This is a genomic window from Roseateles depolymerans, assembly GCF_003387155.1.
Taxonomy (GTDB): Bacteria; Pseudomonadota; Gammaproteobacteria; order Burkholderiales; family Burkholderiaceae_C; genus Roseateles; species Roseateles depolymerans.
On sequence record NZ_QUMT01000001.1, the window covers coordinates 783,145 to 803,890 of the forward strand.

A 20,746-nucleotide genomic window follows, 5' to 3' on the forward strand; every position below is an offset into this window, starting at 1 on the left:
CTCAGGCCTCCACCGGCGCCGGCTGCGCCGCGCCCTGCGCCTTTGCCCGGCGCCGCGCCGTCCACACGAAGCTGCCCAGCTGCCAGACCAGGAACACCGCCATCAACCCCAGCAGCGTCGCGCTGATGGGCCGCTGCACAAACACGTCGAACTTGCCGCGGCTGATCAGCATCGCGCGCCGGAAGTTTTCCTCCAGCATCGGCCCCAGGATGAACCCCAGCATCAGCGGCGACGGGTCCATGTCGAGCCGCATGAACACATAGCCGCACAGCCCGAACAGCGCGGTGACGAAGATGTCGTCCAGGTTGTTGTTGACGCTGAACGTGCCGATGCAGCAGAAGAACAGGATGGACGGGAACAGCACGTTGTAGGGAATCTTGAAGACCGACAGCCAGTAGCGCACCAGCGGCACATTCAGCACCAGCAGGAACACGTTGCCGATCCACATGCTGGCCACCAGGCCCCAGAACAGGTCGGGGTGCCCGCCGATCATGTTGGGCCCGGGCTGGATGCCCTTGATGATGAAAGCCCCCATCATCAGCGCCATCACCGGGTTCTCGGGAATGCCGATGCTCATCAGGGGAATGAAGCTGGTGCGGGAAGCAGCCTCGTCCGCGGCCGCCTGGCCGGCCACGCCCTCGATCACGCCGGTGCCGATCTCGTGCCGGTACTTGCTGACCTTCTTGTCCAGCGCATAGGCCGCGAACTGGGCGATCACCGGGCCGCCGCCGGGCAGGATGCCCAGGAAGGACCCCACCGCACTGCCGCGCAGGGCGCTGGGCAGGATGCGCTTGAATTCCGGCCAGGTTGGCATCAGGTGGATCTTGCCGTTGAAGGGCGTGCGCTCATTGCGGGCATCGAGGTTCTTGGCAATCTCCGCAATGCCGAAGCAGCCCAGGGCCACGCTCACCAGGCCCACCCCTTCGGCCAGGAAGGGCTGGTCGAAGGTGAAGCGCTCCACACCGCTGTTGACGTCCGTGCCGATCTGACCAAACAGCACCCCGATCAGGCACATGGCCAGGCCGTTGAGCAGATGCCCGGTGGTGACGAAGCTCACGCACAGGAAGCCCAGCAGCATCAGCGCGCAGTAGTCCGCCGGCCCGAAGAGAAACGCCACCTCTCCGAGGCTGGGCGCCAGCCAGGCCAGCACCACGATCGCCACGGTGCCGCCGATGAAGCTGGACACACCGGCGGTGAACAGCGCCAGTCCCGTCTGGCCCTTGAGGTTCATCTGGTAGCCGTCGATGCAGGCCACGATGCTGCTGGCATGCGGAATCTTCATCGTGATGGCACTGACGCTGTCGCCGTACTGCGCGCCGTAGTAGATGCCCGCCAGCATGATCAGCGCGCCGGTGGTGGGGATGCTGTAGGTCAGCGGCAGCAGCAGGCTGATGGTGGCCAGCGGGCCGAGGCCGGGCAGCAGCCCCACCAGGGTGCCGACCATGCAGCCGATGGCGCAGAACATCAGGTTCTGCAACGTGAGGGCGTGGCTGAAGCCGAACGCGAGGTTGTTGAGGACGTCCATGTCAGAGCAGCGGCAGGTTCAGGCCCAGCAGCTTCTGGAAGCCGAAGGCGATGGCCAGCAGGCCGGCGGAGATCTTGACGTTGCGCAGCCAGCTGTAATCGCGGCCGGCCGCTGTGGCCAGGAACACCATCACCACGATGCCGGCCGACATGTTGACCAGCTTGGACACCAGGGCGAAGGCGCACAGACTCCCCAGGATCAGGCCGATGTTGCTCACCTTCAGCTCGAGCCGCTCCGACGGCTCCACCAGCGCGCGTGCCATGGTGGCCAGCGCCACCAGCAGCAGCATGACGCTGATGGCCAGCGGGAACAGGCCCGGCCCGGCATGGTCCAGCCGTCCGATCGTGTAGCGAAACGACCCGAGGCCGAAGCCCAGGGCCACCAGGGCGAGGAACAGGCCTCGCGCCAGATGTCGGTTCATGTGATGGGTCTCCTCCGCGGCGTCGGTGCGCCGGACGTCACGTCATCGTCGGAGTCGCCCTTGTGCACGCCTATCGTGCAAGTACGTACACGACAGGTCGCCGCAAGCGGGCCGAAGGTTTTCTGCAAGCTTCGGGGCGGTCCTCGCCCGGACGCCCACTTGCGCGCTGGGGTCGCGTCGCCAGCGCTCAGTCGTTGAGGTGGGAGGGAAGCGTGGGATGAGGCGCCGCAGGCGCGAGCCGATGCAGCGTTGAAGGAAGCATCGACAGGCCCGACTGCGTCAGCGGCGCTGTTGCCAGCGGTTGCCGCTGCTCTTCCATCAGCATCTGGTGCGCGAAGCTGCGGGCCATCGCATGCATGCGGTAGCCCGGCGTATCGCCGGGGCGGGGAAACAGCCAGCTCTTGTTCACGAGGCTGTGCACCACTTCCAGCACCTGCTGCCGGTCCATGGTGGCGGGCGCCACGAAGCTGAGGATGTCGGCCAGCGCGATCGGCCCGCGGACCACCGACAGCCAGCGCAGCAGGCGCTGTTCCGGCTCACTCAGCAGGTCGTAACCCCAGCGCAGCAAGGCCTGGAGATTCTGGTGGCGGGAGATGGCATTGCGATGCGCGCCGCACAGCAGCAGGAAGCGGTCGTCCAGGCTGGCGGCCAGGGCCTTGAGGCCAAAGGTCCGGACCATGGCCGCTGCATGTTCGATGGCCAGTGGAACGCCGTCCAGGCCCTGGCAGATGTGGATGATCCATCCGGCATCGGTGTCGCACGGGTCGAAGGTCTGGTCGGCCGCCTGGGCGCGTTGCACGAACAGCTGCACCGCCGGGGAGTGCAAGGCTTCGGCCATCGACGGCACCGGGTCACCGGGCATCGGCAGGCTGGGCAGCAGATAGACCTGCTCCCCCACGGCGCGAAGCGGCTCCCGGCTGGTCAGCAGCAGGTGCAGGCCGGGCAGGGCGGCCAGCAGGCTCTCCACCAGTTGGCCGACGGACTTCACCACGTGCTCGCAGTTGTCGAGGATGAGCAGCCGGCGCTCGCCGACACTGGCGGCGCCCAGATGCAGGCGCAGGCGTTCGAAGAGTCCCTCGATGCTGCGGTCCAGGTCCAGCGCGCGGGCCACGGCAAAGGCGACATCCATCGGACTGGCCAGGGCCGGCAGCGTTGCCAGGTCCACGAACCACAGGCCGTTTGGATAACGCGGGTGCAACTGACGCGCAGCGGCCAGCGCCACGCTGGTCTTGCCGATGCCGCCGGGCCCCACCAGTGTCACGAAGCCGTAACGCGAGAGCTGACGGTCCAGCGCATCGACCGTGCCTTCGCGGCCCAGCAAGGGACCGGAGGGGCGTGGCAACTGCTGAAATCCCGGTGGTGTCGGGGCCAGCGCGCCTCCTTCCTCCGCAGCGAGTGCGGACAGGGCCGCCAGACCGAGCAGCGCGCTGGAGACATCGCCGCGCGGGGCCGTGGTCCGCGCCGCGGTTGCACGGGGCAGTGCATGGGAAGACGATGCGGCAGAGGATGAGGCAGAGGCAGACAGCGAGGCAGAGGATGAGGCAGACGACGCGGTCGCCGACCCGGTCGGCGATGCGGCCGACGGAACGGCACCGGCGAAGGCGGATGCTTGGGCCCGTGGCAAGCCGGTGGCGACGGCCGCTGGCGCGCTTTCATCCAGCGGTGCCGGGGCGGTAGGCAACTCGTCCAGTGGCGGCGGCGCCACTGAGACGGCGGGCACCACCAGGCTGTAGCCTCTTCCGGCGACGTTGGCGATGTAGCGGGCGTCGCCATCACCAGCGCCCAGGGCCTTTCGCAGCGCCGCCATGTGAACACGCAGGGTGTTGTCCTCCACCACTTCCTGGGGCCAGACCAGCGCCATCAGCTCCTGCTTGCTGACCACCTCACCGGCCCGCGCCACCAGCACCACCAGCAGGTCGAGCGCGCGTGCGCCCAGCTTCACCTGTCGCGTGCCCTCGAAGAGCTGGCGACGTGAAGCCAGAAGCAGGAAGGGACCGAAACGGTGGCAACTCATGGAGGCGGAGAGGGGCGGAGCAGAACTTCGGAACGCATCGTCCCGGTTCACCCGGGACAAGTCACTTCCCCGATCGAGGGTGCCCCGAAGCCGGACGGTCGAACCTGTCCGGGCCTCACCGGGGACATAGCGGGTTCGGTCGCGCGTGCGGCCGGGAAAGAACCTGCATGGTCCCATTGTTAGCATCCCGCCTGGCACCCGGCGCCGATCCTGTAGAGATGACCCCGCTGCCGTCGTTGGCACCTTCGGAGGTCTTGGCCTACCCTTGCACGTTTGGCACGACCTCCTGCAGCGGCGGGCCGACCCTCTGGGTGGCCGACCTGGATGTGCTGATGCATCAGCTTCGGGACCCGCTTCATCGCGTCGATCTCACGCACATGGGGCTGATACTGCCCTTGCTGTCGCAAGCCGCGCCTGCCCTGGCCCCCCAGTTCCCGCTGCCCCCGATCGTGTGGTGCGCACCTGGGGACACGAATCGCGGTTCCATCGATGGCAGTGGGCCCGTTCTTCTCATCGGGCCGGCGGCGACCGAACACGGGCGGGAGCTGCATGCGGCCCTCATCATGGCGGCGGGCCCGGTACCTTGCGCATTGCCCGCGCATCTCCCTTCGGCTCAACGATTCAGATGTCCTCCGAATGACGTTTTTGACGTGGTCGTGAAAACGCTCGAGAACGTGCTGCGTTGGACGTCGCCAAGAATCGAAGGTGAACGGTCCGGAAGCGGGGCAGGGCCCGGCATGTCGCTGCGCAGGGCGTTGGCGGACTGGCTGGAGGGGACACCGTCTCGTCAGCAGACGCGGGGCCCTTCGCCGCAGCAGTTCCCTTCGCGCCTGTCTCCCGGGACTGGCTCCACGTCGCCCGCGTGTGCGGCGGAGCCACTCGGACCGTCGTCGCCCTTGTTGTCTCCTCCTTCGTCGTCCTGTGTGCCGCCATCCATGTGGCCGTCTGCGTCGCCACGACTCGCGTTTCCGCCCTCGCCACTTCCGCTGAGTCCGCTAAGCCCGCAAACCCAGATAAGCCCGCAACTCCAGCCAAGCCCGCAAACCCAGCCAAGCCCGTTGAGCCCGCTGGCCCCGCTGAACCCGGCAAGCCCGGCAAGCCCGGTGGCAGCCTCTCCGCTGATCACCGAGACGCTCGCGCTGGCCACCCTCTTGCGAGAAGGCGGCTGGAACACCGCGCTGGAACGAGTGGCGCCGCAACTGCTGGCCAGGCTGCCGCCCTCGCACCCGCTGCGACTGGGGAAGGTGGCGATCAGGCTGGACCATGGCCAGGTGCTGGAGTTTGGTGGCGAAGAGGCCGGCAAGCCCGCCAGGCAGATTCGATGGGCCGCGGAGTTCGCCGAGGCGGAGGTGTCGCCTGCGCCCGAATCGGATGATTTCCACTACCTCGTTGGGCCTCACGCCTACCTGGCTGCCTTGCTGGGGAAACCCTTTGAAGACACTGCGGCGGCGCAAAGGGCGCGGCATCTGCTGGCGGATCTGATCGAGCGTCACACCGAGGTGGCGGCGCTGTCGCTGGCCATTTTCAAACGCTGGCCGGACCGGGATCCTGAGGTGATGCTGCGGTTCTGCCTGCATGGCGATCAATGGCGGCCTGCCGGGCGTCAATTGCTGAACGCCTCGCCGGGACTGCGCGACATGACGGCCGTGGAAATCGCGCATTGGCAGGCCCCGGCGGCCTTGCTGCAGCTCACGCAGGAGTGGATGGAACAGGAGGGCCTGTGTATTGCCGACGCGCGCTGGCATCTGTCGCCCATGGGGGTCTCCAGTCATGGCTTGAAGGCCCTCAAGCAGGCGCGCCTGGGGGTGCTGGTGATGAACAGTGCCCAGCAGACCTCGGCGTGGGAAGCGCTGGCGCAAGCGTTCCCTGAACTTCGTTATGAACTGGGGTCGCTGTATGCGCTCGCAGCCTTCCTGCGGCAGCGGCCGGACATGGTGAGCAGGAAGGTGCCGACAGACCGGCATCTTGCGGGTTTGGCCTATCGCGAGGCGCTGAAAGCGGCGAGTGTTCTGGAAGCGCCCGAACTCAGTCGGGACCGGGCGGGGACATAGCGCATGCGGCTGCGCGTGCAGCCTGAAAGGAATGCGCTTGTACCCTTTGATGACTCCGATGCCGATGCACGATGACGCCGCCTCGGCGATGACCCCGCTGGCGCCGCCGCTGAGGGCCGCATCGGCCTCTCCCGATCTGCCCGAGTGGCCGGGCGGCGGCGGCCTGGCGGCGCTGGGCCGGGTCGACCGGCAGCGCCTCGCGCAGCAACTGCGCGATCCGCAGCATCGTTTTGAGATGGAGGACAACGCGGCACTGGCGTGGCTGTTCCAGACGGCCGCGCCTGCGTTGCCCTCCTGGCGGGACTGGCCCGCAGTGCGCTGGTGCACGCCGGATCAAACGATGCAAACGCCCGACTCGCATCCCGGCCCCTATCTGCTGGTGGCGCCGGTCTGGACGGATGGCGGGTGGGAGCTTCATTCCACATTGGCTTCGGACCTCCATCCCGAACAGACGGCGCTCCCCGCGCACGTGCCGGTGTGCAACAAGTTCCGATGCCCGCCGCACGACCTCCTGGACGTCGTGGTGCAGACGATCGAGAACGCGCGCCCGAGGAAGATTCCCGGCTGCGGCCTCGCGCCGCAGGGGGGCGGGGCAGCGCCCGGTTCGGCCCTGCGCCGTGAACTGGCGCAATGGCTGGACACCGCCGACGAAGAGGCGATGATGTCGGCGCCTTCTTCGCTCCGGATGCCGGGGTTCCCGCAACGCGCCCTCGGCAGCCCGCTCCATGCGGTGGCGCTCCTGAAGCGGCCGTTGGCGGCTGTATCGCCGCCGGCGTCTCCAGAACCTGCAGCGTCCATAGCGCCCGCAGCACTTCCAGCACCCTCAGCACCTGCCGCGCTTTCCGCGCCTGCCTCCCAGTCGATCCCCTCGATTCCGACGTCGCTCCACCTCCGTGTACTCGCGCTCGCCGAGCAATTGAGGCAAGGGCTATGGAATGATGTCCTCGGCCGTGTGGCGCCGATGTTGATGGCCCGGCTTCCTTCGACGCATCCGCTTCGTTTGGGGAAGGTCGACATCACCTTCGGCGATGGTCGGCGCCTGCGCACCCAGATCGGTGAGCAGGGCCAGCCCCGAGAAGTGATTTGTGATCCACAAGGTCTCTTCGTCAAGGTCACAAGCCGAGCCAGCACGGTGCCACCGGCCATGTTTGCAGGTTCGGACGCGCTGCTCAATGCCTTGATCTTTGGGCGGTACTCTTCGCCGGCGATGGCGGCCGGGGCCCGGCAACTGCTGGCCGATCGGATCGAAAAACAGCCCCTGCTCCCAGCGTTGATCCTGGCCATTCTGGATCGCTGGCCCGAGCGCAACCCCGAGCTGATGCTGCGGTTCTGCCTGCATGGCAAGACCTTGCAACCGGCTGCCCAGCAGCTGCTGGGTATCGCGGCGCCGGCGCGAGACCTGACGGTCGAGGAGGTGAGGCAATGGCAGCATCAAAGGCCCGACATGCATTGGAGCCAGGATCAGATGCTCCGTGAGGGCATCAGTGTGGCGGATTACCGCTGGCATTTCTCGCCGCTGGGGCTGTCGGGGAACGGGGTGCAACTGCTTCAGCAACATGGCTTCACGCCCACGCTCCCGCGCGCGAAAAGGTCCAAGGACGTTCCCGGTGTCGAGCAATTGAAGGACGCTCTTCCGAGCCTGCGCTATGAGTTCGGAACGATGGATGAGCTCGCAAAGTACCTGCGGCTGTCCGTTGCCATGCTGAAGGGCTATGTTGGGAGCGACCTACTCGACGCCGTCGAAGCCTACCGCTATCGAATGACGTGGGAAGAATGCGAGGACTCGCCGGTCGCGCAGATGCAGGGGAGATCCGAACTCGGTGGGGGCCCGGTGGGGACATAGCGCAGTCGGCTGCGCGTGCGGCCGGGAAGGACTCTGCCATGTACCTCATGTCCACCGGGCGGCCGATGCACGATGAAGCTGTCGTTGCGGCCAGCCCTTCTGCCTTGGAACTGGCGACGGGCGATGGCGCCGCGGGTGCGTGGCGGGTCGAGCCGGGCGGCAGCATCGCGGAACGCTTGACGCCCGCCGAACGCGATCAACTCGTTTGGCTGCTCCGGGACCCGCAGCACCGCTTTCCGGTGGACCAGGGCGCTGCGCTGGTGTCGCTGATCGGGGCGGCCCTGCCAGCGTTGCGATCCTGGATCGATTGGCCGGCCACTGTGTGGTGTGCGCCGGGTCAGCCGATTCCGGGGCCTGTAGACCCGTCCTCGCTTTATCTGCTGGTGACGGCGGTCCGCAGGGACACCGGGTGGGAACTGCACACCGCCCTCACCGGGGACCTGCGGCCGGATCAGGTGGCGATTCCCGCGCACGGGCGGGCCGACAACCAGTTTCGCTGCCCACCGAATGACCTCCTGGATGCCCTGGCCCTGACGCTGGAGAACGAGCTGGCGCAGCCGGTCTCCGTGTTGCGGCTGCGACAGATCCTCGCGGATTGGCTCGAGAGCGGGCCCGTTGAGGAGAGGCCGCTTTCCCCACCGCAACGGGGGGGCCACTTGGCGCCGCAACCGGGGCTGCAACCGACGCCGCACGATCGGACGCCGCCGCAGCCCGGTCCTCGCGGCAGTCACGCCGCGCTGTCGGCCTGGCTGCAGGCGCGGGGCCACACTGCTGCAGGGCCGTCATCGTCCAGGCGGGCCTCCGAACTGAATGACGCGATCCCGGTGGCGCTGAGAAGCAGGACGCAAGCGCTCGCCCAAGCGCTCAGACAGGGACAGTGGCACGAGGTCCTGGACCGCATGGCGCCGCAGTTGCTGGCCCGACTGCCGCCGTCGCACCCCTGTCGCCTGGGCGCTGTTGACGTGACTCTGGGCGATGGAACCCCCCTGTGCCTCAATCCCGCAAAGGAGGTGACAGGGTGGCGGGTGCACTGTGCACCGGGCATGGCCCTTATCGTCGTACCGCCCTTCCTTGGCAACCTGGCCCAGCAGACCTTCCAGGGGCCGGACGGCTATCTGCAGGCCCTGATGCAGGGAGACAGCGGGGGTGCAGTCAGCGGCACCGAGGTCCGACACCTGCTGGCCGACCTCATTGAAAGCCATCCCACCGTCTCCGCGCTGATGCTGGCGATCTTTGATCGCTGGCCGGAGCGTGACCCCGAGGTGATGCTGAGGTTTTGTCTGCACGGCGACACCTTGCAACGAGCCGGCCTTCAGCTCCTCGATCCCTCCCGCCCGGCGCGTGACCTGTCCCCGTCTGAGCTGTGGGACTGGCAGAGAAAACCCATCAGAACGCGCCTGGACGAAACCCCGATCGTGCGTGCAGGCATCAGTCTGGCGGACGTGCGGTGGCATTGCTCGCCGCTGCGCCTGTCCCGGTACGGCGTCGAGGCGCTCGTGCCCCCTTTGAGCTTCATCGCGCCCCACTGGAAGGAGCAGATCGCCGGTGTCAAGCTGCTGAAGCAGTCCTTCCCGCAGCTGCGTTATGAATTGGGGTCGATGTATCAGCTCTGCATGTATCTGCAGCTGACGCCTGAGGAGCTGATGAAAAACATCGATGCCAAGCTGTCCGACCGCGCGACTGACTACTGCGAGCGGATGACGCGGCAGGGCGTGCTGCTTCCCTCCCTTCCGAGCGCGGGCCTTCAGCCGTTGCCATCCTCCAGCCCCGTGACGGAACCGCCAGACACGGACCAGGGCCAGCCTTCATAGCCGTAAAGACGCAAGGCCGGCACACAGAGCGACAGGCTGAACGAGGCACCGTCGGCATTGCGGCGTGAATGAACCGTGCGGATCCATCCGCCGAGAGCGCGGGCGCGCTGCTCGAGGGAGTCCTGCGCGGTGGTGTCCCGTTCGGCGGTTGCGGTGAGCCCCTCGGGGGACGCCGCGGCCGCACCCTGCTGATCGGCGGTCACCACCAGGCGCAGGCCCCACCAACGCCAGATGAGCCGCGCCCGCACGGCCCCGGTGCGGGTGCCCGTGCCGGTACCGGTCACCCGCGCAAAGGCCTGTGCCAGCATGGCGTTGCCCAGCGCCTGCAATGCGGCCTTTGCATGGGGACGCAAAGGCCGTGAGGCGCCTTCGACCTCCATCAGGAAGTCGATCTTCTGCTCGGCGGCCCGCCGCTCGCCCAGCCTGGACCAGATCACCGCCACATCCTGCTGCTCAAGGCGCTGCGTATTGCGCAGGGCGCTGACCTGTTCCCGGCCCTGCAGGATCAGCTCATCCGCCCGGTTCAGCGCAGCTTCCATCAGAGGATGGTTCGGGTCTTCCGACCGCATCCGGTTCGCCACTTTCTGGAAGTGCAGCGTGAGCCCGTGCAGCCCCTGCAGCAGCGTGTCGTTGAGCTGCTGCGCGAGCTGCTCGCGTTCGTCCATGCGAATGCGCAGCCGGTCATGCTCGCGCCGCGCCAGCAGGCCCAGGCGCCAGCGCAGCACGGACGCCAGCAGCGCAGTCCCCGCCAACGCCAACAGCACCCGCATCCACAGCCTTTGCAGGAGGGTGGGCTGGAGGATGAAGCGCAGGGTTGCGGGGTGGGGCGAAGGCGGACCGTCGGCCAGCGAGGCCCGGACCTGCAGTTCGTGGCGGCCCGGTGGCAGGTGGCTGTAGGACAGGTCTCGCTGGCTGCCCAGCGGGCGCCAGTCGGTGTCCACCCCCATCAGGCGCGCCTCGAAGCGCACCCGCTCGGGGGCCCCCAGCGCCAGCGCGGTGAATCGTACCGAGACGGTCTGGGTCCCGGCAGGCAGCTCCAGATCGTCCCGGGCGTCCTGCCAGCGCTGGTCCGCCGCCACCGCCAGCCATTGCACCTCGGGGCCGGGCCTGGCAGCGGGCAGGCGATCCAGGTCCAGGGCCGCGATGCCCTCCAGCCCGGCGAACCAGAGCCGACCCGGTCCGCTGGCGACCACGCTGGCCTGCGGGCCCAGGGCCATGGCGGCGGCCGGGTAGCCGTCGCCGCTGTCGAAGACCTGCAGGGCCACTTCAGTCTGCGGGTCCGCGACCCACCGGCTCAGCGCATCGGCCGGCACACGGACCGCCCCGCGAACGCCGTTGAGCCAGAGGTCGCCCGCCGGCGTTTCCGTGGCGCCGGTGATGCCCCGCAGCGCTTCCGGCTGGGTGGACCGCAGGCTGCGGAAACGCCCCTGATGCAGCATCTGCAGGCCGCGGTCGCCGCCCACCAGCACGTATCGGCCGCTGTAGACATAGTTCACCGCGCCGACGGCCAGGCCTTGCCGGCTGTCATACAGCTGCGCGCCCTGCTCGTCATGGCGCATCAGGCGGTTGTTGGCATACCCGGTCCACACCGCCGTTGCGCCTTCCAGGGCAAAGGCGGTTGGCCGCTCGTCCTGCAGTCCGGGGAAGGGCAGCGTCTGCCAGGCGCCGTCCCGGAGCAGTTGCAGGCCCACCGATGGGAACAGCGCCCACAAGCCCTGCCGATTGCTGAGCAGCTGGGTGCAGGAGGGCGCTGTCGATGCCGCAGCGGGAGGCGCGACGGGGCGTGCCTGGGCGCCCCGGAGCTGCCACAGTCCTGTCGTGCTGCCCACCCATTCACGTCCTTCCCCGTCCCGATGCAAGGCGCGGATGCGTCCGCGGTCGCGGGACCATTCGAGGGGGCTGAAGCCCTGATGTTCATTCCACCGCCACAGCAGGCTGCCATGCTCGGCATCCACGGCGGACAGCAGCAGGTGTTGCCGCAAGGGGCCGCCGGGGTCCACCACGCGGTAGGACTGGAGCAGGAAGTTGGTGGCAGCGCTGGAGGGGGTGAAGCGGGCCAGCAGCGTGTCCCGAAAACGGTCGAGTCCGGACTGGGTGGCCACCCACAGGTTCCCCTCGCGGTCTTCGAGGGCGGTCATGCCGATGTCGCTGGTGAGGCCGTCGCGGCGGGTCCAGGATTCGGTGACCGGCGGCAGGTGCAGCGGGCGCCGGGCGGTGGTCCAGTCGACCGGCAACTGCGTGCGACAGAGGCCCGCGGGGCAGTAGGCGCTCCAGACATTGGCCTGATCGTCGATCCAGAGGGCGGAGGAGTCGGGTTGACGGACGGCAGGGCCGCTGGGCCGTTCGCTGCCGGGCAGTGGATGCAGTCCGTCTGCGGTGACCACCCAGCTGATGCCCCCAACGATGCGGATGGCCCGCCCCGCAGCGAGCCCGCGGACCCTTTCGACAAACTGTTGCCGCTCCGGGTCCAGCCTCCACCATCGATCGTCGGAGGCCAACCATAAGGCCCCGTTGGCGTCGGTGTGCAGCCCGGCGGGGGGTGTGGCGGGTGCCTGGAAAGAGGCGTCCGGATGACGCCACAGGCCTCCCTCGAAGACCAGCAGTTGCCCGGACACCACCGCCCAGGTCTGGCCACTCGCCGAGGTCGCCAGCTTGGTGGTCTGGAAGCTGGGGAGATCCGCAGGCAGGGGATAGACGGTCAGGTGCCCGCGCGGGTCGATGCGGGCAATGCCGCCGTCCAGCAGGCCGACCCACAGGTCTCCGTTGCTCGCGGCGGCCAGGGTGCTCACGGGACGGGCGCCGAACTCCGGATCTTCTGCGGCGACGAACTGCTCAAAGCGGACGCCGTCGAAGCGGTACAGGCCGGAGGTGCTGCCCAGCCAGAGCCAGCCGTCGGCGGTCTGGCTGATCTTGCGGATGCCGATGGGGGCGCCGTCGTTGGCGGTCCAGCGGCTGTGGTGCAGTTGCTCGAAGCTGCGATGCCGGTCCAGGGCGTAGGCGGGGAGGGTGCCCAGCCCCAGGACCAGAAACAGGACCAGGCGCAGGAACCTACCCAGCACCATGCCTATCCTTGTGCCCAGGAGAACGCCCGAGGAGGGGCCAAGCGATGGGCACAAAGACATCCTCAGGGATGGGCCGACCCTCAGCCACACCCAGGCCGTTCGAGGAAATGGAGCACTCAAGGCGACGACCAGTGGAGGGGGAGGCGGAAGGACTGCGCAGTGGATCTGCATCTTCGCCCTGGGCACCGCCGGGCGTCACTTCCCCATTCGAGGCATGCTGGCTGACAACTGCAGCCCGGTTGCCACGCCGTGTGCTACATCTGCGGGGCTTCGGTTCGCGGCCAATGAGGGTTGACACTCGCAAAGATCTTGTGATCCCGCCAGGCGCCGTTGATGAAGAGATAGTCGCGGCACAGGCCTTCCTCCTGGAAGCCCATGCGGGCCATCACCCGGAGGCTGGGCGCGTTGTCCGGACGCACCGCCACCTGGATGCGGTGCAACCGGACTGGCGGGCTGAAGAGTTCGCCCATCAGGCAGACCAGCGCCTCCTGCATGTAGCCGCGGCCTTGTTGCAGCGCATCGAGGTTGTAGCCAAGCCAGGCGTTCTGCGCGACGCCGCGCGAGACCATCGAGACCTGGCACTGGCCGATGATCTCGTCCGGCTGCTCATGACGGGCGAGCCAGTAGCGCCACATCTGTCCATTCGCGAAGGACAGGACCTCTGCGGCCAGTCGGGCCCGTGTCGCCTCCACCTCCAGAAAATCCGCCGACCGCGGCGGTTCCCACGGCGCGAAGTGCGCCAGGTTGCGGCGATGGAAGTCGCTGATGGCCGGCGCCAGCAGCGGATGGGACGCCCGCAGTGTCAACCGATCGGTGTTCAGCGTCGTGGCGGGGTTGCGGGTGTGGGGGCCGGCGGCCTCGAGGGAAGTCATGGTGTCAGGCGATCGTGCGGGTGAGCGTGCAGGTCAACGTGCCCGCAATGATGCCGCCAATCATGCAGGCGATCCGCGCACCTGCACCCGGATCCGCATCCGCATCCGCAAAGCGGCCCAGCGCACATTGCACCGCCCCTTCTTCCAGTGTCAGCCGACCGCGCCGCCGCCGCCCAGCGCTACATTGCCCTAGCCGCGGCCGCCGCCTTGACGACCGGGACCTACAAGCAGGAGACACAGCCATGCATGCCGGTCGATTCTTGTCCTGGTGTTCCGCCGTCTTCGCAGCCCTGGGGGTCGTGGCGGCGATGAGCTGGCCCGCCGCGGCCCAGGCCGCCACCACCACGCTGGTCGGGCAGGGCAGCAGCCGTTGCCTGGATGTCCAGGGCGGCAGCGGCTCCGCGCCGGGCGCGGCCATGATCATCTACGACTGCCATGGCGCCTCCAACCAGGTGTTCGAATTCACCGCCGCCGGCGAGATCCGGGTGATGAATGGCACGCGGTGCCTGGACGCCTATCAGCAAGGCACGGCGCTCGGGACCGTCGTGGTGGCCTACACCTGCAATGGCCAGGCCAATCAGAAATGGACCTACAACAACAATGGCACGATCACCGGCCGGCAGTCCGGTCTTTGCCTGGATGTCTACCGAGGGCTGACCGCGGCCAGCACCCCGGTCATCCTCTACACCTGTCGCGCCACCAGCAACCAGGTCTGGGTCCGCAACGACGGCGTGGTCATCGACACCCAGGCGCCGACGCCACCGACGCGACTGGCCGTCTCGAATCTGCAGTGCCGTTCCGCGACGCTCTCCTGGTCCGCCTCCACGGACAACATTGGCGTGGCCTTCTACGACGTCTATCACGACGGCCAGCAGATGACCACGGTGACCGGCAATACGCTGGCCACCACCTTGACGCTGAGCCCCGGCGCCAACTGGGGGCTCTACGTGAATGCCAGAGACGCGGCGGGCAATGTCTCCCAGGCCAGCGCCACCTTGCCGGTGAGCGTGCCGCAGTGCTCGTCGGACACCCAGCCGCCCACGGTCCCCGGCGGGCTGACGGCCTCCGCGACCGGCACCTCGGTCGCGCTGAAGTGGAATGCCGCGACTGACAATGTCGGCGTGGTGGCCTATGACCTCTATCGCAACGGCACGAAGATCGGCTCCACCGCGGCGCTGACCTACACCGAGAATGCGCTGGCGGCCAACACCACCTACCGTTATGCCGTCGCCGCGCGGGATGCGCAGAACAATGCCTCGACCCGCTCCACCGAGGTGAGCGTGACCACCGGCGGCAGTTGCAGCAGCGCCGTCTGCTCGGTGACGCAGGTCAGCACCGAGACCGACCTCCCCTGGGGCATGCTGGCCCTGCCGGACGGCCAACTGCTCTACACGCGCCGGGACGTGCGGGACGTGGTGCGGCTGAATCCCACAACGGGGGTGAAGACCTCCATCGGCGCCCTGCCCAATGCCGCCGGCACGGACGGTGAAGGCGGTGCGATGGGCCTGGCCGCCGCGCCGGGCTTCCCCACCACCGACAACTGGCTCTACATCATGTACACGACACCCACCGACAACCGGGTGGTGCGGGTGAGGTATGTGAACAGCACACTGGACCTGTCGTCCCTGCAGGTGCTGCTCAGCGGCATCGCCCGCAACAAGTACCACAACGGCGGACGACTGCGCTATGGCCCCGACGGCAAGCTCTATGTGGCCACGGGCGATGCCCAGAACGGCGACTTTGCCCAGAACACCAGCCACCTCAGCGGCAAGGTGCTGCGGATGAATGTCGATGGCACGACCCCTTCCGACAATCCCTTCGGCAACCTGGTCTGGAGTTATGGGCACCGCAATCCGCAAGGGCTGGCCTTCGATGCGCAGGGTCGGCTGTGGGAGCAGGAATTCGGCGACAGCACCATGGACGAGACCAATCTCATCCAGAAGGGCGGCAATTACGGCTGGCCGATCTGCGAGGGCACGCTCTCCCGCAGCGGCACCGGCTGTGCGACGGCGGGCTTCATTGCGCCGAAGCGGACCTATCCGGTGGCGGATGGCTCGTGCAGTGGCATCGCCATCGTGCGGCAGGCGCTGTATGTGGCCTGCCAGCGTGGGGAACGTGTCTATCGGCACGAGATCAGTGGCGACAGCCTGATCAATACGCAGGAACTGTTCCGGGGCACCTATGGCCGGATCAAGACCGTGGAGCCTTCGATTGACGGGAACCTCTGGCTCTCCACCACCAATGGCGGAGACAAGGACAATATCGCCAACAATAGCAACAACAAGATCATCAAAATCAACCTGGGGCCCTGAGCGGTCCGTGCCGCTGCGACCCGAGACAACGTGGCGGCATCGACCCCAGCCCCTCAGCCAACGAGGGTGGCATGCGAGAGCAAGAGCAAGAGCAAGAGCGTGGATGGCGGTGGTGGTTGTGTCTGGCCGTCCTGGCGGGGGTCATCGGGTTGCATCTCCCGTTTGTGATGTCGGATGCGGAGGCGAGCCTGGGATTCAGCCGCGGGCCGTGGACCGATGAAGGTCTCTACACCGCGCAGGTGCGCAATGCCATGCGCACGGGGACGCTGGACCTGGCCGAGTCCGACGGCGTCATCAAGGAGCCGCTGTATGCCCTGCTGTCCTGGGGCGTGCTCAAGGGCGTCGGGGACTCGATGACGGTGATGCGTCTGACGATGCTGGGCCTGAGCACGCTGCTGCTGGCGGTCGTGGCGTCCGGACGCTCGACGCTGGGCCGCGCGGTGCTGGTCGGGCTGCCGGTGCTGGCGCTGTCGTATTACCCCTTCCATTACGCGCATCTGGCGCTGGTGGAGATGACGGCGGCATTCCTGGTCGTCGGCGCCTTATGGGCGGTGCACCAGCGGCTGCTGGGAGCGGGGCGATGGACCTGGGCGCTGTCGGCCGTGCTGATCTTTGTGGCCTATGGCATGAAGGTCCAGTTCGTGTATGCGGCCGTCATTGCGCCGGTGGCCTTTGTGCTGGCCTGGATCCTCAATCCGGATGAATGGCGCACGGGGTGGCGTGCGGCACTGGCCAATGTCGTCGGGTCGAGCGTGGCCGCCGCGGTCATGGCGGGGGTGTTTGCCGTGGGCTGGTACTGGCCCAACCGCGTGCTGATGAAGTTCGTGCTGGGCTCGCAGAGCTCGCGAGGGTCGTCGTCCCTGTCCCAGTTGCTGCACAGCCTGGCCGACAACCTGCATACGCTGGCGACGGACCGGCGGCTGTGGGCTGTGTGGCTGCTGGTGCTGGTGGGGCTGGCTGCGGCAGCCGTGGCATGGCGTGCCGTGCGGGTGAACAAGGCCCAGCAGCGGCAGTGGGTGGCCCTGATGGCTCCGCCCGCGGCCTGGGTGCTGATTGAACTGCACAAGCTGACCCTGAGTTATCTGCCCAGTCGGTACTTCCTGTCGCTGGTGATGGCATTGGGGCTGCTGGGAGCGGCAGGACTGTGTGCGGCGTGGATGTGGGTGGAGCGCAATCCCGCGCGTGCAAAGCGCAATGCTTCCGTGTCATGGCGACATGCCGTCGTGGCGGCGCTGGTGGTGGTGCTGGGCCTGGACGCGCGGGATTACGCGAAAGCCTACGAGCGACGCAGTTACGCCATCCGGGACACCCAGCGCAGGCTGGCGGCCGAGGAGCGGTGGAATGACCAACTGGTGATCGGTCCCTGGGCGTCCACCTTGTTCTGGGGCTCCGGCGCCATTACCAAGCCGGTGTGGAAGGGCTACTTCAATGACGGGGACGTGCTGCGCAGCCTCAAGCCCGCAGCCATCCTGAGCGAGCCGGATCAAGGCGATTCGGACGGCGCCTACCAGGCCGCCGGCCTCACACTGCAGCAGCCCCCGCTGTGGTCGGTGACGGTGCGGGACTGGACGGTGAATGTGCATGCCCCGGCGGCGGCGCCGTGAGGGGTTGAAGCGGCATTGCGCGGGACGCGGCGGGCGCGTGAGGGCAGGGCACCGATGCATGCGGCGCCATGCCGTCAGGGACCTCGAACCGGGAGGGCGTTGGCAGCAGAGCGCCCAGTTGCCCGCGCACTTGAAGCAGCCGGGCGTCGTCGGCTGAAGCGTCATCGCAGGTGTCGTTGATGCAGAAAAATGACCATTCGCCGAAGCGCTCGGCCAGACGTTCAAAGCACTGAGGCGCCTCTTCCGCCCCGGTGGCGATGTAGAGGTGGTCTCGTGTGACCGGGGCCGCAAGGCCGGTGTGGATCATCCAGCGCAAGACCAGGTCGGACACGATGGGCGGCACGCGCCAGGACCGGAAGGGGGTCGAACGCACCTGCTGAAAGAGCTCGGGGGCGCGCCGTTCCAGTTCGAACATCGCGCTTCTCAGCAGGGGACGCGGTGCATGGGCGCACAGACGCGGGTCGTGCTGGTAATCGGGAGATTGCGCGCGCAGCCAGCGCCGTGACAGGGCCGCGGCATTGACCAGGGCCGTTTCCGTGGGGACAGGCGCGTCGGGGATGTCGCTCGGCGCCGCCTCCATGGCAATGGAGAGTGGCGTGCCGAACCACTCAGCCGGGTCGACCGGAGCGCCGAAGAAGATGTCGTCATTCAGGTAGAAGAAGCGCTCGGACAGACCCGGAATCCGGTGGATGTACGACTCGATATGGCCGGAGTCGAAGACGGGCAGGTCGCTGCCGGTCATGAGGTCTTGATGATCAACGACCGTGATGCCGGGATCATGGCTCAGCCAGGCGGGCGCCTGACCGTCGGTGACGATGTAGACCTGCCCATGGTCCGGAAAGAACCGCTCCAGCGCGCGAAGGTTGAATCGCAGTTCTTCGTTGTCGCGGAACCGGCCCAGCACGTTGCCATAAGCGGCGAGGTCGCCGGCATGGCGACTGGCCCAGGCGGCATAGGCCTGCTGCCTTTTGACCTGCCAGAGCGGGTCGGACCCGTCCACCCACAAATAGACGATGTCGATCGGGCCGCCGTGCCGGTGAGAGTGATCGATTCGCCGCCCGTTCCACGCTTGGGGGTCCATGTCCAGCCGCTGCTCCGAAAGGTTCGACAGTGGCAAAGCCGGTTGGCTTGCCGCCTGGAGCGGGTCATCGCCGCTGCCTTCGGCTCAGTGGCTGGAGAGGATCTTCGGTTCTGGCGTGCGGCGCTTCGATGCCCGCTTACTTGGTGTTGGCGTTCACGATGCCCTTGAAGTCATAGGGCACCACGATCGTGTTCACCTTGCCGGCCGCGATGCCTTCGGCAATCTTGAGCTGCGCCTGCGCGTTCATGTATTCGATCGCCTTGCTGTTGGCATTCAGCGCGGCAATGCGCTCGGCTTCCTTCTTGGCGGTTTCCACCTCGATCTCCTTGGCGCGCAGGGCATTTTGGGCGGTCACGACCGCATTGGCGGAGGCGATGATGTCGTCCGCCGGCAGCACGTTGCGCACCTGCACGAGCGACACGGAGAGCGAGGACGCCAAGCCTTCCGAGGTCAGCGTTTCCGTGACGATGCGCTTGATCTCGGCCTCGATCTTCTGCCGGTTGTCGGCCACGGACAGCGCCTTGTATTCCCGCACTGCCTTGTAGGCGGCGTTGTTGGCGACGGTGTTCATGTAGCCGTGCATCAGGTACCAGTCCTTGGCGGCGCTGTCGTAGGTATGGAAGCTGCGGCTCTTGGTGGTCCAGAGATCGGAGACGGACGACGGGTTCACCGAGTAGACCAGGGTCATGTCGAAGTCCTTGAGCGTGCTGTTGTCAGCCGTCAGGGGGTTCTTGTTTTCGAGGACCACGGCGATGTCGCGCACCGGGAAGGTGAGCACATCTCCGAAGAGCGTCTGGTTGAAGCTGCCCGGCAGCAGCTCGGCGCCGCTGATCTGCTTGTCGACGCCCACGCGCAGGCCGACTTCCCCGGTCTCGATGCGGGTGCAGGCGGTGGTGAGCGCGGCCAGCGTGAGCAGCGCGACGGTCGTGGTGATGGAACGGGGCTTGAATGGGGACATGGTTCCCTCCTCCTCAGAACAGTTGGACGATGAGCGTGGCCAGACCGAGGGCCATGGCGGCCCCCAGTGCGAGCCATCGGGACAGCCGCAGCCAGGCGAAGGCTTGCTGGCGGCTGAGGGATCTCACCCACAAGGTCAGCCCGACACAGGCGGCCCAGATCAGGAACAGCACCAACCAGGCACGTAAAAGCGCCATCTCCTCACTCCTTGATGTCAGTCACGCTGTCCGGAGTCTTGGATGCTCCGGGTTCAGCGGGGCGGAGCTTAGCGGGATGGGCAGGGGTGGGGTAGCACCACGAAGGAGGGGAAACGGGGAGGGGGAAACGAAAAAACCGCCCGAAGGCGGTTTTTCAAAAGGACAACCGCCCCAAGGCGGTTGCTTGCTGAATAAGGTGACGAGCCTTACCCCCGGCACTGGTTACAACGGTTAGGGCTGCTTGGTTCCCCATCTGACCCGGTTGGCCGCGCTTCCATGCGAGGAGGCCCGTCAGGGACGCATTGTACGCGAGTGTGGAGACCCTACCGGAAAGCCAGAACATGATCTGCATCACATCCTTCGCACGTCCGTCCGTGGGCACCTTCACGCACCACCGCCGGATGTGCTTAGAATGCGTCACGGACCTTGCGCTTTCCGCGCGAACGTCCACCGCCGATTTACCAACTACTTGCGGGCGGTCAACAAGTACGGCTAAAGCGTTGCGGCTCCGATGATGCCCCCGGGCCGGCAAACGCCGGTGATTCTGTGGGCTCTCGGAGTTTTTTCATGTCTGCTCGCCTCGCACAGTTCGACGCTCTGCTGTCCCGCCGCCGTGCGGCCCGGCCCCTGAACGTCGCCCAGCCCGCCGTCCGCGTCCTGCGCGACCCCTGGGGCGAACCGGTGGCCGAGTTCCAGCACACCCCTTCGGATCTGGACCTGCTCAAGGCCGCTCATCGCCTGCATGGGGATGACTGGATCGGGGTCCTTGCCGATGAATCCCGCAGCCGCGGTCTGACCGCCGCCTGGCGTCTGGCCCTGTTGCGCGCCGACCGTCATGGCCAGCCCCGCCTGTCGGCGCAGGCCGGCCCCCAATGGCTCAGTGCGGCGTCGCAAGGTCGGCCGGGCGTGCGTCCAACGGCGCTGCGTCGGGAGCTCTGCGCGCTGGCCGTCCAGCAGCTGTGGGCGACCGGTTGGCGTCTGGTGGGGTGAGCGAGC

14 protein-coding genes and 1 other RNA gene are annotated in these 20,746 nt (G+C 67.3%); 6 read left to right on the forward strand and 9 right to left on the reverse strand.

Annotated features, from left to right (window positions below; genetic code table 11):
• Position 1: 1 nt before the first annotated feature.
• From DES44_RS03375 to DES44_RS03385, 3 genes are all read right to left on the reverse strand, one after another.
• Positions 2–1,525, reverse strand: coding sequence for a tripartite tricarboxylate transporter permease (locus DES44_RS03375; protein ID WP_058936215.1), 1,524 nt, complete (start codon positions 1,523–1,525; stop codon positions 2–4).
• Position 1,526: 1 nt separating this feature from the next.
• The gene (locus DES44_RS03380; protein WP_058936214.1) at positions 1,527–1,946 is read right to left on the reverse strand and encodes a tripartite tricarboxylate transporter TctB family protein; all 420 of its coding nucleotides are present in this window, start codon (positions 1,944–1,946) and stop codon (positions 1,527–1,529) included.
• A 187-nt stretch (positions 1,947–2,133) separates the two neighbouring features.
• Positions 2,134–3,960, reverse strand: coding sequence for an ATP-binding protein (locus DES44_RS03385; protein ID WP_058936213.1), 1,827 nt, complete (start codon positions 3,958–3,960; stop codon positions 2,134–2,136).
• A gap of 935 nt (positions 3,961–4,895) precedes the next feature.
• Here DES44_RS03385 and DES44_RS25240 point away from each other — a divergent pair.
• From DES44_RS25240 to DES44_RS03400, 3 genes are read left to right on the forward strand one after another with little or no spacing between them, the layout of a single operon-like run.
• The gene (locus DES44_RS25240; protein WP_157592979.1) at positions 4,896–6,011 is read left to right on the forward strand and encodes a hypothetical protein; all 1,116 of its coding nucleotides are present in this window, start codon (positions 4,896–4,898) and stop codon (positions 6,009–6,011) included.
• A gap of 58 nt (positions 6,012–6,069) precedes the next feature.
• Positions 6,070–7,854, forward strand: a complete 1,785-nt coding sequence (locus DES44_RS03395) for a hypothetical protein (protein WP_147306930.1) — start codon at positions 6,070–6,072, stop codon at positions 7,852–7,854.
• A 38-nt stretch (positions 7,855–7,892) separates the two neighbouring features.
• Positions 7,893–9,665: a hypothetical protein gene (locus DES44_RS03400; RefSeq protein ID WP_058936210.1), complete on the forward strand. Its 1,773-nt coding sequence runs from the start codon at positions 7,893–7,895 to the stop codon at positions 9,663–9,665.
• On the opposite strand, the gene DES44_RS03405 is transcribed toward DES44_RS03400, so the two are convergent.
• Positions 9,599–12,727 carry a triple tyrosine motif-containing protein gene (locus tag DES44_RS03405; RefSeq protein ID WP_058936209.1) on the reverse strand — a complete coding sequence of 1,043 codons (3,129 nt, stop codon included), beginning with the start codon at positions 12,725–12,727 and terminating at the stop codon, positions 9,599–9,601. The genes DES44_RS03400 and DES44_RS03405 overlap by 67 nt on opposite strands.
• Positions 12,728–12,981: 254 nt before the next feature.
• Positions 12,982–13,599, reverse strand: coding sequence for a GNAT family N-acetyltransferase (locus DES44_RS03410; protein ID WP_058936208.1), 618 nt, complete (start codon positions 13,597–13,599; stop codon positions 12,982–12,984).
• A 242-nt stretch (positions 13,600–13,841) separates the two neighbouring features.
• Between DES44_RS03410 and DES44_RS03415 the strand changes: the two genes are divergently transcribed.
• Positions 13,842–15,911, forward strand: coding sequence for a lectin (locus DES44_RS03415; protein WP_058936207.1), 2,070 nt, complete (start codon positions 13,842–13,844; stop codon positions 15,909–15,911).
• A gap of 71 nt (positions 15,912–15,982) precedes the next feature.
• Positions 15,983–17,515, forward strand: a complete 1,533-nt coding sequence (locus tag DES44_RS03420; RefSeq protein WP_147306931.1) for an ArnT family glycosyltransferase — start codon at positions 15,983–15,985, stop codon at positions 17,513–17,515.
• On the opposite strand, the gene DES44_RS03425 is transcribed toward DES44_RS03420, so the two are convergent.
• From DES44_RS03425 to ffs, 4 genes are all read right to left on the reverse strand, one after another.
• Positions 17,433–18,596 carry a stealth family protein gene (locus DES44_RS03425; RefSeq protein ID WP_083526096.1) on the reverse strand — a complete coding sequence of 388 codons (1,164 nt, stop codon included), beginning with the start codon at positions 18,594–18,596 and terminating at the stop codon, positions 17,433–17,435. The genes DES44_RS03420 and DES44_RS03425 overlap by 83 nt on opposite strands.
• Before the next feature lie 136 nt (positions 18,597–18,732).
• Positions 18,733–19,554, reverse strand: a complete 822-nt coding sequence (locus tag DES44_RS03430; RefSeq protein ID WP_058936205.1) for an SPFH domain-containing protein — start codon at positions 19,552–19,554, stop codon at positions 18,733–18,735.
• A gap of 13 nt (positions 19,555–19,567) precedes the next feature.
• On the reverse strand, positions 19,568–19,750 hold the full coding sequence (locus tag DES44_RS24445; RefSeq protein WP_058936204.1) for a hypothetical protein: 183 nt from the start codon (positions 19,748–19,750) through the stop codon (positions 19,568–19,570).
• 195 nt (positions 19,751–19,945) lie between these two features.
• Positions 19,946–20,043, reverse strand: an RNA gene (ffs, locus tag DES44_RS03435) — signal recognition particle sRNA small type.
• A 274-nt stretch (positions 20,044–20,317) separates the two neighbouring features.
• On the opposite strand from ffs, the gene DES44_RS03440 reads away from it, so the two are divergent.
• A complete protein-coding gene (locus tag DES44_RS03440) occupies positions 20,318–20,740 on the forward strand; it encodes a hypothetical protein (RefSeq protein ID WP_058936202.1) in 423 nt (140 codons plus the stop codon).
• Positions 20,741–20,746 lie beyond the last annotated feature (6 nt).

Coding starts and splice junctions, on each gene's coding strand:
- DES44_RS03375 (WP_058936215.1), bottom strand. CDS start 1,525: ATGGACGTCCTCAACAACCTCGCGTTCGGCTTCAGCCACGCCCTCACG.
- DES44_RS03380 (WP_058936214.1), bottom strand. CDS start 1,946: ATGAACCGACATCTGGCGCGAGGCCTGTTCCTCGCCCTGGTGGCCCTG.
- DES44_RS03385 (WP_058936213.1), bottom strand. CDS start 3,960: ATGAGTTGCCACCGTTTCGGTCCCTTCCTGCTTCTGGCTTCACGTCGC.
- DES44_RS25240 (WP_157592979.1), top strand. CDS start 4,896: ATGTGGCCGTCTGCGTCGCCACGACTCGCGTTTCCGCCCTCGCCACTT.
- DES44_RS03395 (WP_147306930.1), top strand. CDS start 6,070: ATGCCGATGCACGATGACGCCGCCTCGGCGATGACCCCGCTGGCGCCG.
- DES44_RS03400 (WP_058936210.1), top strand. CDS start 7,893: ATGTACCTCATGTCCACCGGGCGGCCGATGCACGATGAAGCTGTCGTT.
- DES44_RS03405 (WP_058936209.1), bottom strand. CDS start 12,727: ATGGTGCTGGGTAGGTTCCTGCGCCTGGTCCTGTTTCTGGTCCTGGGG.
- DES44_RS03410 (WP_058936208.1), bottom strand. CDS start 13,599: ATGACTTCCCTCGAGGCCGCCGGCCCCCACACCCGCAACCCCGCCACG.
- DES44_RS03415 (WP_058936207.1), top strand. CDS start 13,842: ATGCATGCCGGTCGATTCTTGTCCTGGTGTTCCGCCGTCTTCGCAGCC.
- DES44_RS03420 (WP_147306931.1), top strand. CDS start 15,983: ATGCGAGAGCAAGAGCAAGAGCAAGAGCGTGGATGGCGGTGGTGGTTG.
- DES44_RS03425 (WP_083526096.1), bottom strand. CDS start 18,596: ATGGACCCCCAAGCGTGGAACGGGCGGCGAATCGATCACTCTCACCGG.
- DES44_RS03430 (WP_058936205.1), bottom strand. CDS start 19,554: ATGTCCCCATTCAAGCCCCGTTCCATCACCACGACCGTCGCGCTGCTC.
- DES44_RS24445 (WP_058936204.1), bottom strand. CDS start 19,750: ATGGCGCTTTTACGTGCCTGGTTGGTGCTGTTCCTGATCTGGGCCGCC.
- DES44_RS03440 (WP_058936202.1), top strand. CDS start 20,318: ATGTCTGCTCGCCTCGCACAGTTCGACGCTCTGCTGTCCCGCCGCCGT.